Consider the following 19,549-nt stretch of genomic DNA (forward strand, 5'->3'; position numbering starts at 1 on the left):
GCAAGTAGCATTTGTAACAGGAGAACCTATGCCAAAGTAGTTCCCTCCTGTTGGCACAAGATCCGGGCTACGATGTCAGGAAAAGGCATCCGTAGCCCCGAAACATTTAACCCTTTAGAATGGACTATTTTGTATCACACCTGTACATTCCTGCTCACTCATTTCCGCCAATCCTCTTATCTTTGTATTCAGTAATCACTCCATAAAAGATCAACATTATGAAGAATGTCTCACGTTTACTACCGCTATTGCCCGGTATAGCCCTGCTGACCGGATGCAATCAGAAAGTACAAAAAGACAACGGACAAAACTCACAAAAGCCTAACATTATTTATATATTCGCGGACGACCTTGGCATAGGTGACCTTAGCTGCTATGGAGCAACGAAGGTCAGTACTCCCCATATCGACCGCCTTGCCGGACAGGGCGTACAGTTCACCAACGCCTATGCAACTTCCGCCACCAGTACCCCTTCCCGCTTCGGACTCCTGACAGGCATGTACCCGTGGCGACAGGAGAACACAGGCATCGCCCCCGGAAACTCGGAACTAATCATCGACACCGCCTGCGTCACCATGGCCGATATGCTGAAAGAAGCAGGTTACGCCACCGGAGTTGTCGGCAAATGGCATCTTGGACTCGGTCCGAAAGGAGGCACCGACTTCAACGGCCACATCACCCCCAACGCCCAAAGTATCGGCTTCGACTACGAGTTCGTGATTCCAGCAACCGTAGACCGTGTCCCCTGTGTATTCGTCGAGAACGGACACGTGGTAGGACTCGACCCGAACGACCCGATCACAGTGAACTACGAGCATAAAGTAGGCGACTGGCCTACAGGTGAAGAGAACCCGGAGCTCGTAAAACTAAAACCCAGTCAGGGACATAACAATACGATAATCAACGGCATCCCCCGCATCGGCTGGATGACCGGAGGTAAGTCCGCTCTCTGGAAAGACGAGGACATCGCCGACATCATCACCAATAAAGCAAAAAGCTTCATCGTCTCCCATAAGGAAGAACCTTTCTTCTTATATATGGGCACGCAGGACGTACACGTACCGCGCGTCCCACATCCCCGCTTCGCCGGGAAAAGCGGTCTGGGAACCCGCGGAGACGTAATCCTGCAACTCGACTGGACCATCGGAGAGATCATGAACACCCTCGACAGCCTCCAGCTGACGGACAACACCATCCTGATATTCACCAGCGACAATGGCCCCGTCATCGACGACGGCTACCAGGACCAAGCCTTTGAACGCCTCAACGGACATACCCCGATGGGTATTTACCGTGGTGGAAAGTACAGCGCTTACGAAGCCGGAACCCGCATTCCGTTCATCGTCCGCTGGCCTGCCAAAGTGAAGCCGAACAAGCAACAGGCTCTCTTCTCACAAATCGATATCTTTGCCTCACTTGCCGCTTTACTGAAACAACCGCTTCCGGAAGGCGCAGCTCCTGACAGTCAGGAACATCTGAACACGCTTCTGGGAAAAGACTACACCAGTCGTGAATACATCGTACAGCAAAATCTCAATAATACACTCGCCATCGTGAAAGGACAATGGAAGTACATCGAACCGAGTGACGCCCCCGCCATCGAATACTGGACAAAAATGGAACTGGGCAATGACAGGCATCCCCAGCTGTACGATTTATCCGCCGATCCATCGGAGAAAAACAATGTAGCGAAACAGCATCCGGAAGTTGTCAGAGAGCTGTCCGAACTGCTTGAATCGGTAAAGACAAGATAACCAATGAGAATAGCAGATTTGTATTATTTTGTATCAATCTTGAATAATTCTATCCATATGAGAACAATCAATGCGTATATCTTTGCCATCGTAAATTCAACAAAATCACTTAATTTTTAATATATGAAAAAACATCTATCCAACCAGACAAGAAAAAGGATGCTCTCCATTTTGGGAATGCTCCTGCTTTCTGTTCCATTTGTGCTTGCACAAGTACTTGTCAAAGGTACTGTGAAGGATAATCTAGGAGAAGGTGTTCCCGGAGCCAGTGTTCAGGTAAAAGGCACTTCGCAGGGAACGATCACCGACCTTGACGGTAAATTCACTCTTAACATCCCCCAAAAGAACGCTACCTTGGTTATTTCCTTTATCGGCTACGTCACCGTAGAACAAAAGGCGGACTCGCAAAAACCAATGGTCATCACATTAAAAGAAGATACTAAAACACTGGACGAAGTAGTGGTTGTCGGCTATCAGGAAGTACGCCGCCGCGACCTTACAGGTTCCGTGGCGAAAGCCAACATGGCGGATGTACTTACCGCTCCCGTCGCTTCATTCGACCAGGCACTCGGCGGACGTATCGCCGGAGTAAACGTAACTTCGGGCGAAGGTATGCCGGGCGGCAACATGAGCATCGTGATCCGTGGTAACAACTCACTGACACAAGAAAACTCGCCGCTGTTCGTTATCGACGGTTTCCCGATAGAAGATTCATCGGCAGCCAGCACGCTGAACCCTTCCGATATCGAGTCGCTCGACTTCCTCAAAGATGCGTCGGCTACGGCCATTTACGGTGCGCGCGGTGCCAACGGTGTTGTCATCATCACCACCAAGAAAGGTAAGGTAGGACGGGCACAGTTGTCCTATGACGGTAGTTTCGGTGTGCAGCACGTCACCCGCACTATTCCGATGATGGATGCTTATGAGTTTGTCAAGCTACAGAATGAAATGTATCCTACCGTCGTTGCCGGCTCATACCTGATGAACTACGAAGGCAAGCAATGGACACTGGACGATTATAAAGACATACCGCAATATAACTGGCAGGACGAGATATTCAAGACTGCCTGGCAGCAGAATCATACGGTCAGACTTGCCGGTGGTACGGAAGGTGTACGCTACAATGCTTCCTTATCTTACTTCGATCAGGACGGTACGCTGATAGAAACCGGTTACAAACGTATGCAAGGACGTATGAACACAGTAGTCCGTCGCGGCAAACTGAACATGAGCCTGACCACCAACTATTCACGCTCTATCCAAACAGGTAGTACTCCATCATCCACCTCTTACAGTGGTATGAACAACCTTTTCTATAGCGTATGGGGATACCGTCCGGTGACTTCCCCCGACACTCCGCTCAGCTTCCTGATGGACAGTTCAACGGACAACGCCGTAGATTCAAGCAACGACTACCGTTTCAACCCGATCAAATCACAGAAGAACGAATACCGGAAGAGCTACACCAACAATCTTCAAATGAACGGATTCGCAGAATACGAAGTACTGAAAGGACTGAAACTGAAAGTTTCCGCCGGATATACTTATGATTCACGCAAGCAGGATCAGTTCAACAACTCGAATACCCGCTACGGAGGTCCTACCTCTACAGATAAAGTGAATGCCCAGGTAACCCGTCAGGAACGCCTGACATGGCTGAACGAAAACACCCTGACTTATCAGACTAACATCAAAAAGAAACACTTCCTCAATGTATTGGGAGGTATCACGTTCCAGAACTCGGACTATGAGATTTATTCATTCCGCACAACGCACATCCCCAACGAATCACTCGGTATGGCAGGCATGAGCGAAGGACAGGCAGGTACTACCACTTCGGCAAAGTCTTCATGGGCGATGTTATCATACCTCGGACGTGTGACTTACAACTATATGTCTAAATATTACGCTACCGTTTCTTTCCGTGCCGACGGTTCTTCCAAGTTCAACAAGGACAACCGTTACGGATACTTCCCTTCCGGTTCTCTCGCATGGAGCTTCTCGGAAGAAGAATTTATGAAGCCGTTGAAAAGTGTACTGTCCAGTGGTAAGGTTCGTTTGAGCTGGGGACTCACGGGTAACAACCGTATCGGCGAATATGATTATTATGCGCTCCTGGCGGTATTGAAATCAAGAGTCGGCTCGTATACATCGACAAACTCCCTCCCAAGCGGCGTCTATCCATTCGACAATGATGCGACGAATGCAGGTGTTGTTCCTACTTCTCTGCCCAACAAGGATTTGAAATGGGAAACAACCGAACAATGGAACGCAGGTCTCGACCTCGGATTCTTCGACGAACGCATCGGTATAACGATGGATATTTACCGGAAGACCACCCGCGACCTGTTGCTGGACGCTTCCCTGCCTTTTTCTTCGGGTTATTACAGCGCTACCAAGAATATCGGTAAAGTACGTAACGATGGTCTGGAACTTAGTCTGAACACCGTCAACTTCCAGACACGCGCCTTCAAGTGGACGACTAACTTCAACATTTCATTCAATAAGAATAAAGTACTGGCATTGTCGGAGAATCAGACAGCCTTGCTGACTGCCGCGCAATTCGACCAGAACTACAACGGTCAGTCCAGCTACATCGCCAAAGTCGGTCTGCCGATGGGACTGATGTATGGTTATGTCTATGAAGGTACATACAAGTACGACGACTTCAACAAATCGGGTAACTCATACAGCCTGAAACCGGGAGTGCCCCACTACTCTACTGAGACCAACACTCAGCCGGGTATGCCCAAATATGCCGACCTTAACGGAGACGGAGTAGTTGACTCCAACGACCGTACGATTATCGGACGCGGACTTCCGATACATACAGGTGGTTTCACCAACAACTTTGAATATAAAGGCATCGATCTGAGCATCTTCTTCCAGTGGTCATACGGCAACGATATCATGAATGCCAACCGCCTGTTCTTTGAAAGCTCCAACAACCGTTCACGCGAATTGAACCAGTTCGCCAGCTATGCCAACCGCTGGACACCGGAAAATCCGACCAGTGACATCCCTGCGGCTACTAACTCCTCTTCCAACCGTGTGATCTCTTCACGCATCATCGAAGACGGTTCGTACCTGCGTCTGAAGAACGTAACAGTAGGCTATACCTTCCCCGCCAAGCTGGTGAAGAAATGGAAGATAGACAAAGCACGTGTTTACGTTGCCGCACAAAACCTGTGGACATGTACCGGTTATTCCGGTTATGATCCGGAAGTATCTGTACGCAACAGTGCACTCACTCCCGGTCTGGACTACTCTTCCTATCCGAGAGCATACTCTATCAGCTTCGGTGTAAGCCTGGGATTCTAAACGGATAATGATAGTAACAGTTAGAAAAAAGAATTCGATTATGAAAGCATTAAAAATAACAATCATAGCTCTATTGGCAGGTTTCAGCATGGTATCCTGTGACTTTCTGGACAAAGAACCTACCAAACTGACGCCGGAGAACTACTTCAACACCCCCGCTGAAGCCAACTCCTTCCTGACAGGCATCTACGCCATACTGTCGCAACCTACTTTCTACGGCGGTGACTATATGTACCTCGTAGCCGGTGACGACTTATCCCACTACGGAGGCAGCGGACGCGGTCCCGCATCTACCGGACTGATCTGCAACAACGCCACCACCAGTGACAACGCCGTGACTGCCTTCTGGTATGCCCTCTATTCAGGCATCAACCGTGCCAATATGTTCCTCGAAAACATCGACAAAGTAAACGGTTTCGATGCAGGCGTCAAAGAACAGTACATCGCCGAAGCCCGCTTCCTGCGTGCATTCTATTATTTCAATCTGGTAGAGTGCTGGGGAGATGTTCCTTTCAAAACAGTTTCAACCCAAAGCGTTACCAACCTGAATATCCCGCGTACGGACAAGCAGGAAATCTATGACTTCATCATCTCCGAAATGGCAGATGCCGCCGAGACTGGTCTGAAATCGGCCTCCGATCTTGCTTACAAGCCGGGACGTATCTCTCAGTCTACCGCATGGGGCATACTGGCACGTGTATATCTGTTCCGTGCAGGCGAGCATTACCGTGAAGGTCGCAATGCCACACAGGCCGAAAAGAAAGACTATTTCGAAAGAGCCAGCTTCTATGCCCAGAAAGTAATGACTGCCGGTCACAAACTGGCTGCCAACTACTGGGACCCTTTCATCGATATGTGTTCCGACAAGTATAACACCACTGCCAACGAAAGCATCTGGGAAGCCGAATTTGCCGGCAACAACACTTCGGATACACAAGCCGAAGGCCGTATCGGTAACATCATCGGACTGGCCGGTCCGGATCTGTCCTCCAAAAGCGATGTAACGGGAGCCAAAGACCCCGGATATGGCTATGCCTTTATCTACAGCACTCCGAAACTGTACAACCTTTATGTGAACAACGGTGATACCAAACGTTTCAACTGGAGTATCGCTCCGTTTGAATACAAAGAAGCCGGAGGCAAGAATACAGGCGTTACCCACCGTGAATTTGAGCAGGGCAAACTTGCTGAAGTAATGTCCCAATACGGTCAGCAACGCGGAACTTACCAGTACGCAGATGACACAGAAAAGACCACAGCCACCAAGAACTTCAGCCGTATGTGCGGCAAATACCGCCGTGAATACGAAGCGGATAAGAAAGACAAGAACTATACATCTATCAACTTCCCGATCCTGCGCTATGCTGACGTACTGCTGATGATCGCAGAAGCGGAAAACGAAGCGAACAACGGTCCTACCACTCTGGCTTACCAATGTATGAAGGAAGTAAGAGAACGTGCCGGACTGAACGAGCTTCCCGACATGATGCAGGAAGAATTCCGCCAGACCGTGAAAGACGAACGTGCCATGGAACTTTGTTTCGAATACACCCGCCGTTTCGACCTGATCCGCTGGGGTGAGTATGTGAAAAATATGAGAGCATTGGTAACCGAAGCACAATCCGGCAACAACTGGACGCAGGGACCTACCAACGTATATACCTACTTCAACATCTCCAGCACCTACAACTACTTCCCGATTCCGGATGCGGAAATGAGTGTGAACAAAGATATCACACAGAACAATCCGGGTTGGTAATCACAGTATTCATCGATAAAAGCATCATAGATTATGAAAACATATAAACTCATAGCCATCTGTATAGCAAGCCTCTTCTTCGGGGCTTGCAGCGACGGGCTGGACGAAGCGGTAGGTCTGCACGTAAAAGTAGCGACCAACGAGAATGTAAGCTTCGACGGACAGATCATTACTGCCAAAAAAGGTACTCCGATAGAGTTCATCCTTTCGGGCGATCCGGACTTCCTGACATTCTTCAGTGGAGAAGCGGGCAGCAAATACGAATATCGCGAACGCGAAACGATTGATCCTTCACAGATCAAGTCGTCTATGCTGAACTTCTCTATCTGGTTCCAGTACGGTAACCCGAGCACGACATTGGAGAAACACGTATATATCTCCGACGAATTCACCGGATTATACAAGGATAATTTCGAAGCTGACTCTTTGCTTGTAGAGCAATTTGAGAAAGACGGTAAATGGAAAGAACTGGTTCCGCAGTCCGCATTCCCGACAGCGGCGGTAGGCAATGCCGATCTTGCCACTCCATACAGTTTTGATATGAAAGAATACATGGGCAAACGGATTGCAATCGCTATCTGCTACCGTGGCATTGACAATACAGTGGCACAATCCAAGATGTACTTTGAGCGGATGCGCATCAATAATGTGATGACGAGCGGACAGGAAGCAGAATATTCTGCCGGTTCTTTCGGCTTTACTCCGATCAATATGAAGAACAAATGGAATCTGAAGGATCAGACCAGCATGACCAAAGACCGTGAATACGGGACAGTTACCAATAACGTATCCGGTATCTGGAACCTGACAGGTGTAGGCGGCGGCTCCTTCTTCATCCATAGTACCAATGCCAACGATCCGCTGAAATACAGCTGGCTGGTTTCCGATCTGATTACCGTTAACTCTTGCAGCCCCGATCAGGGAACGAAAGTAAAGGATATTACCCAGCGTCTGGATAAGTACACATATACCTACAATCAAATTGGTATCTACAACGTGACATTCCTCGCTCGTAATGCCAATATCGATCATTCCTCCACGACTACTTACCACATGGTGGTAAACGTAGTGGAATAACAATAAACGAATAAAATAATAACTAATACATTATATCTATGAATTACTTTAAATCAATCATGTTAACCGCATTTGCGCTGTTTGCATTGGCAGCGTGCGATACAGACGACTTGAGAGACGATGTTGACAATCTGAAAGACCGCGTAGAGTCTTTGGAAGCACAAGTCAGTCTATTGAACGATAACATGACAGCTATCAAGCGACTGCTTGAAGGTGGTCAGACTATCACAGAAGTGACGAATACAGACGGTACATATAAACTGAAACTGAGTAACGGAGAAACCATCTCACTGACACAAGGCTCGAAGGGAGAAGTAGCTTATCCTGAGATTACTGTCAATGATGAGGGCCAATGGGTAGTGAACGGTGAGGTATTGATGCAGAATGGCATACCTGTTCAGGCTGTGGGCACTCCCGGTAAGGATGGTATAGCTCCCAAGTTCCGGATTACGGACGAGGGAAGTTTCTGGCAGGTAAGTTATGATAACGGAACCAGCTGGGAAGACGTACTCGACACAGACGGTCAAAAGGTATCCGCAGTCAGCGATGGTTCCGGAGGAAGCAGTGCAGACTCTTTCTTTGAGGAAGTATACGTAGATTCAACCGGGGAATTCTTCGTTGTCAAACTGAAAGGACAGACGGAAGCCATCTCTATCCCTATCGTAAAAGACTTGCTTTGCGAAATCACCGAACCGGAAACCGGAATGAAGAACGGATACTGGGAAATAGGCTATGGCAAGACTGCCACTACGACTGTAAAAGTGAAAGGTGAAAACATTATCGTTACTGCTCCTGCCGGATGGGTGGCTACTGTGAGCGAAGCGGATGAAACGACCAATGTAGCTACATTGAGCATTACAGCTCCGGCAAACGCAATGAGTACACGTGCAACGGCGGATAACGGTTCCGACGTAACAGTGCAGGTTAATAAGGGTGCCAGTTGGGCGGTTGCCAAGATTCAGGTGAAGGCTGTAGAGGTAGTTGACAGCTACTATGCTTTATATAATAGCGGAGCCACATTTACGGTAAATGGAATTGAAGTAAATAATACTAAATTCGAGAATGCAACATACATTGATACTGATCAGACAATCACTACTCCAGGCATCTATTTTATCAAAGGAGGAGTTACAGTCAACTATAACAGCACCACAAATGCCGCTAATTTGCTTTTCATCGGAGATGATTCACAAAACATCAGTACAGTGGCAATTACAGGAAATTATATCAGACTCAGACAAAATACCGAAACTGGACATTTCTTGTGTAAAAACATTGTATTTAAAGCAGCCGAAGGATTCACTAATTATCTGTTTACTGTTTATGCAGACGAGTCATTTGCTAACGTAGCTTTTGATCAATGTCAGATTGCACTCAATGGCAAACCTGTAAGTGCCATTACTAACGACAAAAGGAGTATTGCCAATTTCAGCATGGAAAATAGTACAATCAAGATAACAGCTGTTACACAACAGTTTATTATCAATACCAGCAGTAATAAGAATCAGGATTATGGCAATGTCATCTTTAGAAACAACACATTCTATTGTCCGTCAGGTAAAGTAAATCAATTGGTTTTATTCAATGGTTCAGCTTCAGGTATAGCCAATCTGACCATAGAAAACAATACATTTATAAACTTGGAAACAAATACCGGTGGCTACGTAAACATAGGCAATCTGGCGAAAACCTCTATTAAAAATAATATCTTCTGGACAAATACAGACGGAACAGGTAATGTAGTCATCATTCGTCCTCAGATAACATCCCCAACAGGAGATATTTGCGCAGATAACCTCCTTTACAAAACTATGACCTATAACTGGCAAATGTTCTATGGAGGCAAACTACCGTTTGAAGGAGCAGAAGAACTGAAAGCATTAACATCCAATCCGTTCGACGGCGGCACCTTCGACCTCGCCAACGGTATCTTCGTTCCGAATGCAGAATATGCCGAATACGGTGCAACCAACTAATATCGACTAACGTATGAAAAAAGTAATATCAATCATATGTATCACCCTCCTCGTCGCACTTTACTCGTGCGACGAACGGGATGATCTGCGCTCCGACATTGACAACCTGAAAGAACGGGTAGCCAATCTGGAAGCGAGCATAGAACAGATGAACTCGGACATCAGCAACTATCAGCAGATGGTTGAAGGTAAGATTCTGGTGGTGGGATATAGCAAGGATGAACAGGACAACTATACCATCGAACTGAGTAACGGCGAAACTGTAACCATATACAGCGGCAAAGTAGACATGAACGACATGCCTTTGTTCAGCGTCAACGCGTCAGGTCACTGGGCATATACCATCAACGACATGACCACCGAACTGCTCGTTAACGACAAACCGGTAAGCGCCATCCCCGAAGCGGGAACAGCAGGCGTCACCCCGAAACTGAAAGTAGATGCAAACGGTTTCTGGCTGATCTCTATTGACAACGGAAGCACCTGGAACAAACTGGGCAACAACCAGATTGCCGACGGAACGCAAGCCGTTGCCAACGCAAGTTCCCTGTTCAGCAACGTGACCATCGACGAAGCGACCGGGCAGATCACCTTTACCATCCGTGCCGACAACAGCCAAGTAAAAGTCCCCATCTACGGAAAAGACTTCTACCTGACAATCAAGTATGAAGGCACAGCCACTTTCGGTCTGGGACAAAAGCAGGAGTTCGTGGTAGAACAAGCCAACGTGGAAACAGCCACCATCGAAAACCAGACATGGGGCGTGAAACTGACGGAAAACAAACTGATCGTCACCGCCCCCAAAACAAACGTGCAAGGGAAAGAATACGAAGAACAGATTTACATCAAGATATTCTCGAAAGAAGGTTACTGCCGGGTAGTAAAACTTCCGGTAAAACTGCTGACCACGAAGATAGATGCCAACTCGGCAATAGCCTGGCAACACTTCAAGACAGGAGAAAACAATGTGCTGCCCGACTATTCGTATGCCGGATATAATCATGGAGAAAGTGCGCCGCAAGGCGCATTTTCTTTAGGATACCAAGTGATCAACGTAAAAGAGCGCATGACCGCCAAGAACATGACCGCCCGTGAAGCGCTGATCAGCATCCTGCAAGAGAAAGGTATGACAAGAGTAAACGGAACCAACAAGCTGAACGCCAACGCGAAGATTGTAATCTATTTCCCCGCAGGCGACTACGTTCTTCACAACGATGACGACAACACCCGCGACGAAAGCAAGCAGAAGGACGCCGTTGACTCGAAAAACAACAATGTCAGCAGTGGCATTGAAATCTATGGCGGTAACTTTGTGATCAAAGGCGACGGTCCCGACAAGACGCGTCTGATCATGGAAACGCCTAATCTGCCGACAAGTATCAGTAACCTCAGTTCATCACCTATACTGTTGGCAATCAAGCACACCAACGGTCCGAACAATGCCGGTAACTCCCCCAAGCTCGCTTCCGTAACCGAGAATGCCAAGCGCGGAGACTTTACCGTGAAAGTCAGCGGAACCACCGGAATCTCCTCCGGACAGTGGGTACAGTTGCGCTTGCGCAGCGGAGACAGGGAACTGGTAAAGAAAGAGATCGGTCCGATTGCCCTCAACGAGAACTGGGCGATAGCGAAAGCCCCTATCTCCATCAACCAAAGCTCCGACGACCTGTACGGAGTAAAAATCACCGAGTTTCATCAGGTGAAATCCGCCTCAAACGGCAAGATCACTTTCTACGAACCGATCATGCACGACATCGACATCAAATATAACGATACGGAAGGATGGGAAATCCGCACGTACAAATATCTGGAGAATGTCGGTGTAGAAGACCTCAGCTTCGTAGGAAACGCATTGGACGGCTACGCCCATCACGGAGAAGGACACGCCGAACAGGCTAAAGTAGGCTGGCAATACGACGGAGCCTATAAACCGCTGCTGCTGCAACGTGTAGTCAATTCATGGGTACGCAACGTCCACTTCGAGAGTGTCAGCGAAGCGCTTACTTTTGCCGAATCTGCCAACAGCTCGGCATACGATATCCGTATCAGTGGAAAACGCGGACATTCAGCCGTACGTTCGCAAGGTTCTTCACGCGTCTTTATCGGCAAAGTCCGCGATGAAAGCGCAGGAAATGACGTATACGGAAAGAGTTGTCAAGGGCAGTTCCACGGCTGCGGCGTATCGAAGCCAAGTGTAGGAACCGTATTATGGAACGTAACCTGGGGCAATGACGCCTGTTTCGAATCCCACGCCACACAGCCCCGTGCCACGCTGATAGACAATTGCAGCGGCGGACTTGTATACTACCGCGCAGGAGGCGACGAAAATGAAGTCCCCAATCACCTGGGCGACCTCACCCTGTGGAATCTGAATGTGACCGGAACGGACTCTCACGCTTCTAACTTCGCATGGTGGAGCGACAGCGATACATGGTGGAAGATTTTCCCGCCTATCGTAGTCGGTACACATGGTATGAATGTGAAATTTCCCAGTAAAGAGCAGCAACAAGTCACATACGAAGAAAGTACCGGTATGAAGGTATCCCCCGAATCTTTGTACGAGGCACAATTGCGGGAACGTCTAGGCTATGTACCCGGATGGCTCAACGCCCTTAAATAACAACCAATCACCCGCACGATTTTTCTAACCTTCAGTTAAAAACGTATATAAAAATCAGACTTTAATCAATTTAACACCCAAAAGAGAGGGGCCGTGAGGTTCCTCTCTTTTACTTTTCCGTATCTTTGCAGCAAATTAAAAGATATGCAAGATACACTACCCATCCATTTTGCTCCGCTGCAAGGTTACACCGAAGCAATTTACCGCAATGCACATGACGCCTTCTTCGGCGGTGTAGACACCTATTATACTCCGTTCGTACGATTGGAAAAAGGGAACTTTCGCCGCAGAGATGTCCGGGGAATCGAACCCGAGAACAATGGGGTAACCCACCTGATTCCTCAGTTGATAGCCTCTTCGGCAGAGAAAGCAGAAGTGATTTTATCCCTTTTCATCGAAAAAGGATATCAGGAAGTGGATATAAACCTAGGCTGTCCGTTCCCGCTTCTGGCGAAACGTCATAACGGCTCCGGCATCCTTCCTTATCCCGAAGAGGTGAAAGCATTGCTCAGCATTGTCACCCGATATCCGCAGATCAGCTTCTCCGTCAAAATGAGACTGGGATGGGAACAGCCGGATGAATGCCTGGCACTCGCCCCCATACTGAATGACCTGCCTCTGCGCCAGATCACCATGCACCCCCGTCTGGGCAAACAAGGTTACAAAGGAGAAGTTGACTTGCAAGGATTCTCAGCTTTCCGGGAGGTCTGCCGACTTCCGCTTGTCTACAATGGAGACATTCATAATTTGGAAGATATTCAACGCATCAGCGCACAATTCCCCTCCCTGGCGGGAATCATGATAGGACGCGGACTACTGGCAAATCCGGCCTTAGCACTGGAATACAAAGAAAACCGTACGCTTGCGCCCGATGAAATGAGGGATAGACTGAAATCCATGCACAAAAGCGTGTACAACAATTACGACGTGCTATTGGAAGGAGGAGAGGGACAGCTACTGACTAAAATGAAGACTTTTTGGGAATACCTGGCACCCCAAGCCGACAGAAAAGTACTGAAAGCGATTCATAAAAGTACGAATATCAGCAAATATTATCAGGCTGTCGGTGCCTTTTTTAATCAACGGTAGATTGATAATCAGTTATTTTATGTAATTTTGCGCCCGTTTATTAACAAGCACATTATGAAAAAATACATTCTATTATCTCTCTGCTTGATGACACTATCAAGTAGTTTCGCACAATTAAAGGATTTTAAATTCAAATTCTACGGACAGATTCGCACGGACTTCTACTATAACAGCCGTGCCAACGAGGAAACTGTAGACGGATTGTTCTACATGTATCCCAAAGATGAATTGCTCGACGGCAATGGTGAAGACCTGAACGCTACATCGAACAGTAATTTCTATACATTATATTCCCGTTTGGGACTGGATGTGGCAGGCCCGAAGTTGGGAACAGCCAAGACATCCGCCAAAGTGGAAGTGGACTTCCGCGGGTCGGGAACTTCTTACTCCACCATTCGTCTGCGCCATGCATACTTTAATTTGGACTGGGGAAAGTCGGCTGTGCTGGTAGGTCAGACATGGCATCCGTTGTTCGGTGATGTTTCTCCTCAGATTCTTAATCTTTCCGTAGGAGCACCGTTCCAGCCGTTCAGCCGTGCACCGCAGATTCGTTATCGCTTCAACAACAAACACCTTCAGTTGACCGGAGCATTGGTATGGCAGTCTCAGTATCTGTCACAAGGACCTGCCGGTAAAAGTCAGGAATACATAAAGAAGAGCAATATCCCTGAGATTTATGTCGGAGCAGATTACAAAAACGGAGGATTTCTGGCGGGTGCCGGCATTGAAATGATTTCATTAAAGCCACGTACTCAATCTTCATGGGAAGAAACGACGCTTGATCCGACCACCAATAGTACTATATCAATCCCACATACGTACAAAGTAGACGAACGTATCACTACCCTCTCTTATGAGGCCCATGTAAAATATACCAATAAAAATTGGTTCATCGGCGCCAAAAGCGTATTAGGTTCCAACCTGACACAAGCATCCGGTTTGGGAGGATTTGGAATTAAGCACATAGACAACAAGACAAAAGAACAGGAGTACACTCCGATACGCTTCTCCAGTTCCTGGCTGAATGTAGTCTACGGACAAAAATGGAAACCGGGAATCTTTGTAGGATACGCCAAAAACTTAGGAACAAGCGACGAATTAGTCTCTGAAAAACTCTATGGAACAGGAACCAACCTCGATAAACTGGTAACTGCCGGAGCTGAACTTACCTACAACGTTCCTCACTGGAAGTTCGGAGTTGAGTATACATTGAGTTCGGCATGGTACGGCAAGCTGGATAAATCGGATGGTAAAATCATAGACACCCACTCCGTCAGCAACAACCGTATTGTAGCAGTCGCTATGTTCATGTTCTAATTTGCAGAAGATCATTCAACAGAATTTAAGTTCCTACATCATTTTAAGGCCGACTAAAAAGTCGGTGGTATCTTAAATCTCCTCCTTCGGGAAGGGAATTAATGATACTATTGACTTATTAGTCAGTCTCAATTTGTTTCAAAAAGTTTCAGACGCTTGAAACTTTTAGTTTCAAAGGTTGAAACCATTGGTTTCATTACTTGAAACTAAAGGTTTCAAGGCATGAAACCAAAAGTTTCGCCCCATGAAACAATCAGGAGAAATACTCGATTAGGATGATTTGACCGCCCGATCCGATTAACTCAACCGTATCAGTTGTTTCAATTGCCCTGTTCTTTTAGGAAGCATTAAATCATTTATTAGTCAATAATGGATGATCTCTCAGTCATTAATAGCTGATTTCTCAATTATTAATGGCTGAGAGATCAAACGTTAACAGTTGAGAAATCAGCTATTAACATCCTGTAAGTCAAAAGATAACATTGTAGAAATGAGACAGATCAGGATGAGACAGAGTGAGAGCAACCGTTTGCTCTCATACCTGCCACCACAGTTGCTACCACACCGAAAACCACGATGAATAAAAGGATACAGACCATTTGTTAGAGCATGAGAGCAAAACGGCTATCAAATCACTGTGGAGAGCCTGACCGATATGTAGGCTCCTCAGCTTTCATTGCTGCTATTACAGCCGATTCCTTTGGCCGTAAATGCTCTTGGGGGATCTGATTATTCAGATAGCATGCCACAGAACAAAAGATTATTTCTCCAGTTCTACCTCATAGCTGGCTCCATCCTTACAGAGGAAGCGAAGCACCGTTTGTTTTTTATCCTCGGATACCACCTTGCAGTAAGGGGTCTCCACTACCTTCCACCTGCCTTTCAGAGTCACCGTCACAGGAATCTCACCGCTTTCATTGTCAATCCACGGGCGGGAATAGATGCTGCGCTCCATACGTTTTCCGTCTTTATCGAAAGCCTCATCACTCGGACCACGATACAATGCCAAATCCGGTTGAGCTACAGTCAATAATACTTTATCAGCAGATTCCTTACGGACCATCACTAAGCAGGACGTATCCGTACGCTGCAATAATCCACCGGGAAGCAGTGACTGGGGAGTTTCAAAAAGCACATAAGAAGTTATCTTATCCGAAGTCGATTCAAGGATATGTGCATTCCGGTCTTGCTGTAATACGCTGTAGGCAGGCTTCTTTGCAAAGGCAGTCATCGTCTTCCGGTCGGTTCCCGGCAGAATGGCATATTCGTAGCTTCCCGCTTTCGGTGCTTTCCCATGGTCGATAATCAATGATACCCAGTCTCCTTTCGTTTCTTTGCCTGTATCCTGCATACGGGAGTATTGCGGAAAGTTTTTCTCGAATCTTGCAGCAACCGGCACATAATATCCGGTACCCAGATGATCCATCCATACTTTTCCTTCACCCGCATTATTCTTCCAATAGTCATGTGCCGCTTTATCTGTCACCGCCAGTTGAAAGATGGTCGTCTCCGTTGGATAATCCATGTTTGTATTCTCGATATCCGAGCCCAGACAAACGATCATTCCATCGATGAAATGGAAGGATTTTCGTGCACGATGCGTTCCGTTATACTTATCGTGTTCGTGCAGTTTCATTCCGAAGTTACCATTCATCTTTCCTTGTGACAGGCCGCCGGCAAAGGCTTCATCCGAATAAAGCATCTCTTCCATTCCGGAGAATGTATCTACATTCAGCACGTTGGCTTTGAGCAGGTCCAGCGGGAGATGGATGGAAGTCACTCCCGGAATGCGGTTCCAGTCGAAACCTTCCTGCTGCCATCCGCTGGTGGTGGGAGTCACTGTCTGTCCCGGAGGTGCTGTCAGTATCTGGAGACTTCCATGTGCCAGATAACGTCCATAGAGGTTGTGTCCCAGATAATGTTCGGCTGCCCAAAGGTAGCGTGAATGTCCGCGTGCCACAGCCGACCAGTTTTCACGCCGTTGCACAGATACACAGCCATAGCCTAGCGAGAGATTACCCTGTGGATCGGGTTCGGCACGAAAACCGTTCTCTACCAGTCGTTTGGCAATCTTACGCTCCTGAGCGTTCGAAACTTTCGGCATATATTCCGGTGCCTGTTCCGCAGAAGAGGAATCGGAAGATACGAGACGCAGGTAGGCGGATGCCATCTCTTTATCAAAATCGCCCTTTCCATCGGGAGTTCCGGCAATTGCCATTATCGCATAGTGCATGGGAACTAATTTCCCCTTTCCATCGGGATGGCGCCCGGACATAGACAAGGGAAAGTTCAGTTTATTGCAGTAGAAACGCATGGCAAGCAGGACATCTTTGACCGTCCGGTGTGCCAATTCGGAAACGGCAAGGCTTGTCCGACTGAAAAGATATATCATATTCGTTGCCCCGTCCAGTCCTCCAACGGCATAGGCAGGATAGTTATTACGGTGATGGAAAGCTCCTCCGTCCACTTTGAAAGAACCGGCCAGTCCCGGTGCAGGACGGCAACCGTAGTCAATCCATCGGGAGAAGGATTTCAAGTATTGCAGCTTCTCCGGTGTGTCTTCCATCATCAGAATGCTTGCGATACGCCCGGTGGTTTGTGTATTGAAAGAATCCATGTCGATTCCGTTGCCTTCCGGCTTGGGATATACTTCGTTGGTGATGGCATACCAACGCAACGTACGCTCCGCTTCGAGCAGTTTTCCTTCTTCCCGCAATACATCTTTCATCAGGAAATAAGCCGGATAAAGTCCGCGCACGCTATATCCGTAATGATGAATATTGCCCCAGCAACTACCGTAAGCCACTCCCTGATCGGTGATATGGTCGTACATCGCAAGAAATTTCCGCCTCATCTCCTTGCGGATCGGTGATCCTGCCTCACTGTTATTGTAAGCCACGGCAATCCGTTTCATTAAGTCAAAATAGGCACGCATCTCTATTCCCATCTTGGTCAGCATATCCTTGTCCCAGTCCGGAATCATCCGTTCGTAGGCTTCGGAAGCACGCACCATGAAAACGGGCACTCCGGACACTTGCCCGTCCTTATAGGTTATCTGATAGAGGTCGTATTTCTTACGGATGGTTTCGGCTTCTTTCTCCGTCACCTTCCCTTTGGTATAGATCATGTCACGGAAACGCTTTTCCAGCAGTTTCATTTCCTGCCGCTGCTTGTCGCTTACGGGAGTCAGTTCGATGTCCGGTTTCAGCAGGGAGTGTTTGTAGAGTACCAGCCAGTGATTGGTAGTGCCGGCATTGACAAAGGGGACTTGCAGATCGGCTGTCTGCTGACGGGCATCCACCTTTGTCGCAGTGATCAGATGATCGATGAAAAGGCGTCCTTTTGCATCGGGAGCCACGATGCGGAGCTCGTTCATTCCTTCTTCCGGCGTGCCTTGCATATCGCGTTCATAGCAGACCCATGCCGCACGCCAACCTTTGAAATTGATGCCGAAAGGAAAAGAAGCGCACTTACGGCCGTCTTTCAGAAATTCAAACTCGATAGCAGCGTCCTGAGGCTGCTCATTGTATATCCATACGATGAAAGCGGAAAGATACAGGTCTTTCCCTGTCGGGTCCTTCTTTTCAAACTTCAGGTCTTTCCGGAGTTCCAGTCTCCCGTTCGGTTCGAAGGTCCATTCCAACGAATGTTTCCCGTCTTTATAATGTGCACCGGATATGCCTAACTGAGACTGAACACCGGTTATACAGGCAGGTAACTGCGGCTCTTCAAAAGAGAACATCCGCTCATCCGTAACTATCTGCGCATTGAGGAATGCCGGACAGAGAAAAGACAATATCAGCATTGTCACTGACAGAGTAAAAGATTGCTTTATCATAGAATATATCGTTTTAGGTCCGATGGTAAATCGGTTTATCATTAGCCGGTATTTACAGAGAAGATCACCTGTTCATCTCCCGAATGCAAAGAAACCCCTCTTTTGTTGGAAAGAGGGGTTCAAATCGTACAAAATAGTTCAAATTATGTGCTATATCTTATAGATAATGACCGATATGCTCTCTGCCGGTCCTGCTTTTAAGGGTGAAGTTCTTTAAAAGCCGCATTCTCTTCCTGCACGTGCTGAATGGTTTGTTTCAGCTCTGCAATCGGCAAATCATATCCATACCAGCCGGTATAACAATCTACTACATACCATTTTCCATCGGGCAGCAATTCGAACTCCACACGTAAGTCGATCTCCGATTCTTCGTATCCCGCCTCAAATACCTTATGCGCCGGTTCGTTCAGCGTAAACTTAGATACATAAACACCGCCCTCTTCCTGAGTGATACGTTCTTCTTTCAGCGTTTCACTGTCCAGCAACGGCCACTTTTCCTTCGTAAAAGGGAACGTTTTCTCAGTTTCCCCGTCATCCGCCAATAAAGTAACCGGCGTTTTCAACGGAAACTTGACACGAGTATACTGAAACGCCGCACTGGAAGTAAACTTATCCAGAAACGACTTGAAATCTTCTCCTGTCTGTGCTGCTTCACTTTCTACTTTCGCCCTGGAGCTATTGCCACAGGAAATAAATGAAATACCTGCCAGCAATGACATGACCATCAAACAGCATGCAAACTTCTTAGCTCTCATAACACGATATAAATTAAGAGTTTAAAATAACGCTGCAAAGATA

10 protein-coding genes are annotated in these 19,549 nt (G+C 47.4%); 8 read left to right on the forward strand and 2 right to left on the reverse strand.

Annotated features, from left to right (window positions below; genetic code table 11):
* The first annotated feature begins 218 nt into the window (after positions 1 to 218).
* The 8 genes from DW640_RS04590 to DW640_RS04625 all read left to right on the forward strand — a co-directional run bounded on the left by DW640_RS04590 (position 219) and on the right by DW640_RS04625 (position 14,913).
* Positions 219 to 1,754, forward strand: coding sequence for an arylsulfatase (locus tag DW640_RS04590; protein WP_008767544.1), 1,536 nt, complete (start codon positions 219 to 221; stop codon positions 1,752 to 1,754).
* A 159-nt stretch (positions 1,755 to 1,913) separates the two neighbouring features.
* Complete coding sequence (locus DW640_RS04595; RefSeq protein WP_050581224.1) at positions 1,914 to 5,075, forward strand: TonB-dependent receptor; 3,162 nt, start codon at positions 1,914 to 1,916, stop codon at positions 5,073 to 5,075.
* Positions 5,076 to 5,115: 40 nt separating this feature from the next.
* Positions 5,116 to 6,834, forward strand: coding sequence for a RagB/SusD family nutrient uptake outer membrane protein (locus DW640_RS04600; RefSeq protein WP_117577453.1), 1,719 nt, complete (start codon positions 5,116 to 5,118; stop codon positions 6,832 to 6,834).
* A 33-nt stretch (positions 6,835 to 6,867) separates the two neighbouring features.
* Entirely contained in the window at positions 6,868 to 7,911 is a 1,044-nt protein-coding gene (locus tag DW640_RS04605) for a DUF5017 domain-containing protein (RefSeq protein ID WP_011108772.1), read from the forward strand.
* A 38-nt stretch (positions 7,912 to 7,949) separates the two neighbouring features.
* The gene (locus tag DW640_RS04610) at positions 7,950 to 9,887 is read left to right on the forward strand and encodes a PL29 family lyase N-terminal domain-containing protein (protein ID WP_016269264.1); all 1,938 of its coding nucleotides are present in this window, start codon (positions 7,950 to 7,952) and stop codon (positions 9,885 to 9,887) included.
* Between the two features lie 13 nt (positions 9,888 to 9,900).
* On the forward strand, positions 9,901 to 12,507 hold the full coding sequence (locus DW640_RS04615; RefSeq protein ID WP_117577454.1) for a DUF4955 domain-containing protein: 2,607 nt from the start codon (positions 9,901 to 9,903) through the stop codon (positions 12,505 to 12,507).
* Positions 12,508 to 12,651: 144 nt separating this feature from the next.
* A complete protein-coding gene (locus DW640_RS04620) occupies positions 12,652 to 13,596 on the forward strand; it encodes a tRNA-dihydrouridine synthase family protein (protein ID WP_113747978.1) in 945 nt (314 codons plus the stop codon).
* Positions 13,597 to 13,650: 54 nt separating this feature from the next.
* Positions 13,651 to 14,913, forward strand: a complete 1,263-nt coding sequence (locus tag DW640_RS04625; protein ID WP_072066440.1) for a DcaP family trimeric outer membrane transporter — start codon at positions 13,651 to 13,653, stop codon at positions 14,911 to 14,913.
* Between the two features lie 760 nt (positions 14,914 to 15,673).
* Here the strand turns inward: DW640_RS04625 and DW640_RS04630 are convergent.
* Together DW640_RS04630 and DW640_RS04635 are read right to left on the reverse strand one after the other, a co-directional pair.
* Positions 15,674 to 18,751: a chondroitinase family polysaccharide lyase gene (locus tag DW640_RS04630; protein ID WP_199610229.1), complete on the reverse strand. Its 3,078-nt coding sequence runs from the start codon at positions 18,749 to 18,751 to the stop codon at positions 15,674 to 15,676.
* A gap of 197 nt (positions 18,752 to 18,948) precedes the next feature.
* Positions 18,949 to 19,506 (reverse strand): hypothetical protein, encoded by a 558-nt coding sequence (locus DW640_RS04635; RefSeq protein WP_008762925.1) that lies wholly within the window; start codon positions 19,504 to 19,506, stop codon positions 18,949 to 18,951.
* Positions 19,507 to 19,549 lie beyond the last annotated feature (43 nt).

The organism is Bacteroides sp. AM23-12, from assembly GCF_003434395.1.
Lineage (GTDB): Bacteria > Bacteroidota > Bacteroidia > Bacteroidales > Bacteroidaceae > Bacteroides > Bacteroides thetaiotaomicron.

Coding starts and splice junctions, on each gene's coding strand:
- DW640_RS04590 (WP_008767544.1), top strand. CDS start 219: ATGAAGAATGTCTCACGTTTACTACCGCTATTGCCCGGTATAGCCCTG.
- DW640_RS04595 (WP_050581224.1), top strand. CDS start 1,914: ATGCTCTCCATTTTGGGAATGCTCCTGCTTTCTGTTCCATTTGTGCTT.
- DW640_RS04600 (WP_117577453.1), top strand. CDS start 5,116: ATGAAAGCATTAAAAATAACAATCATAGCTCTATTGGCAGGTTTCAGC.
- DW640_RS04605 (WP_011108772.1), top strand. CDS start 6,868: ATGAAAACATATAAACTCATAGCCATCTGTATAGCAAGCCTCTTCTTC.
- DW640_RS04610 (WP_016269264.1), top strand. CDS start 7,950: ATGAATTACTTTAAATCAATCATGTTAACCGCATTTGCGCTGTTTGCA.
- DW640_RS04615 (WP_117577454.1), top strand. CDS start 9,901: ATGAAAAAAGTAATATCAATCATATGTATCACCCTCCTCGTCGCACTT.
- DW640_RS04620 (WP_113747978.1), top strand. CDS start 12,652: ATGCAAGATACACTACCCATCCATTTTGCTCCGCTGCAAGGTTACACC.
- DW640_RS04625 (WP_072066440.1), top strand. CDS start 13,651: ATGAAAAAATACATTCTATTATCTCTCTGCTTGATGACACTATCAAGT.
- DW640_RS04630 (WP_199610229.1), bottom strand. CDS start 18,751: ATGATAAAGCAATCTTTTACTCTGTCAGTGACAATGCTGATATTGTCT.
- DW640_RS04635 (WP_008762925.1), bottom strand. CDS start 19,506: ATGAGAGCTAAGAAGTTTGCATGCTGTTTGATGGTCATGTCATTGCTG.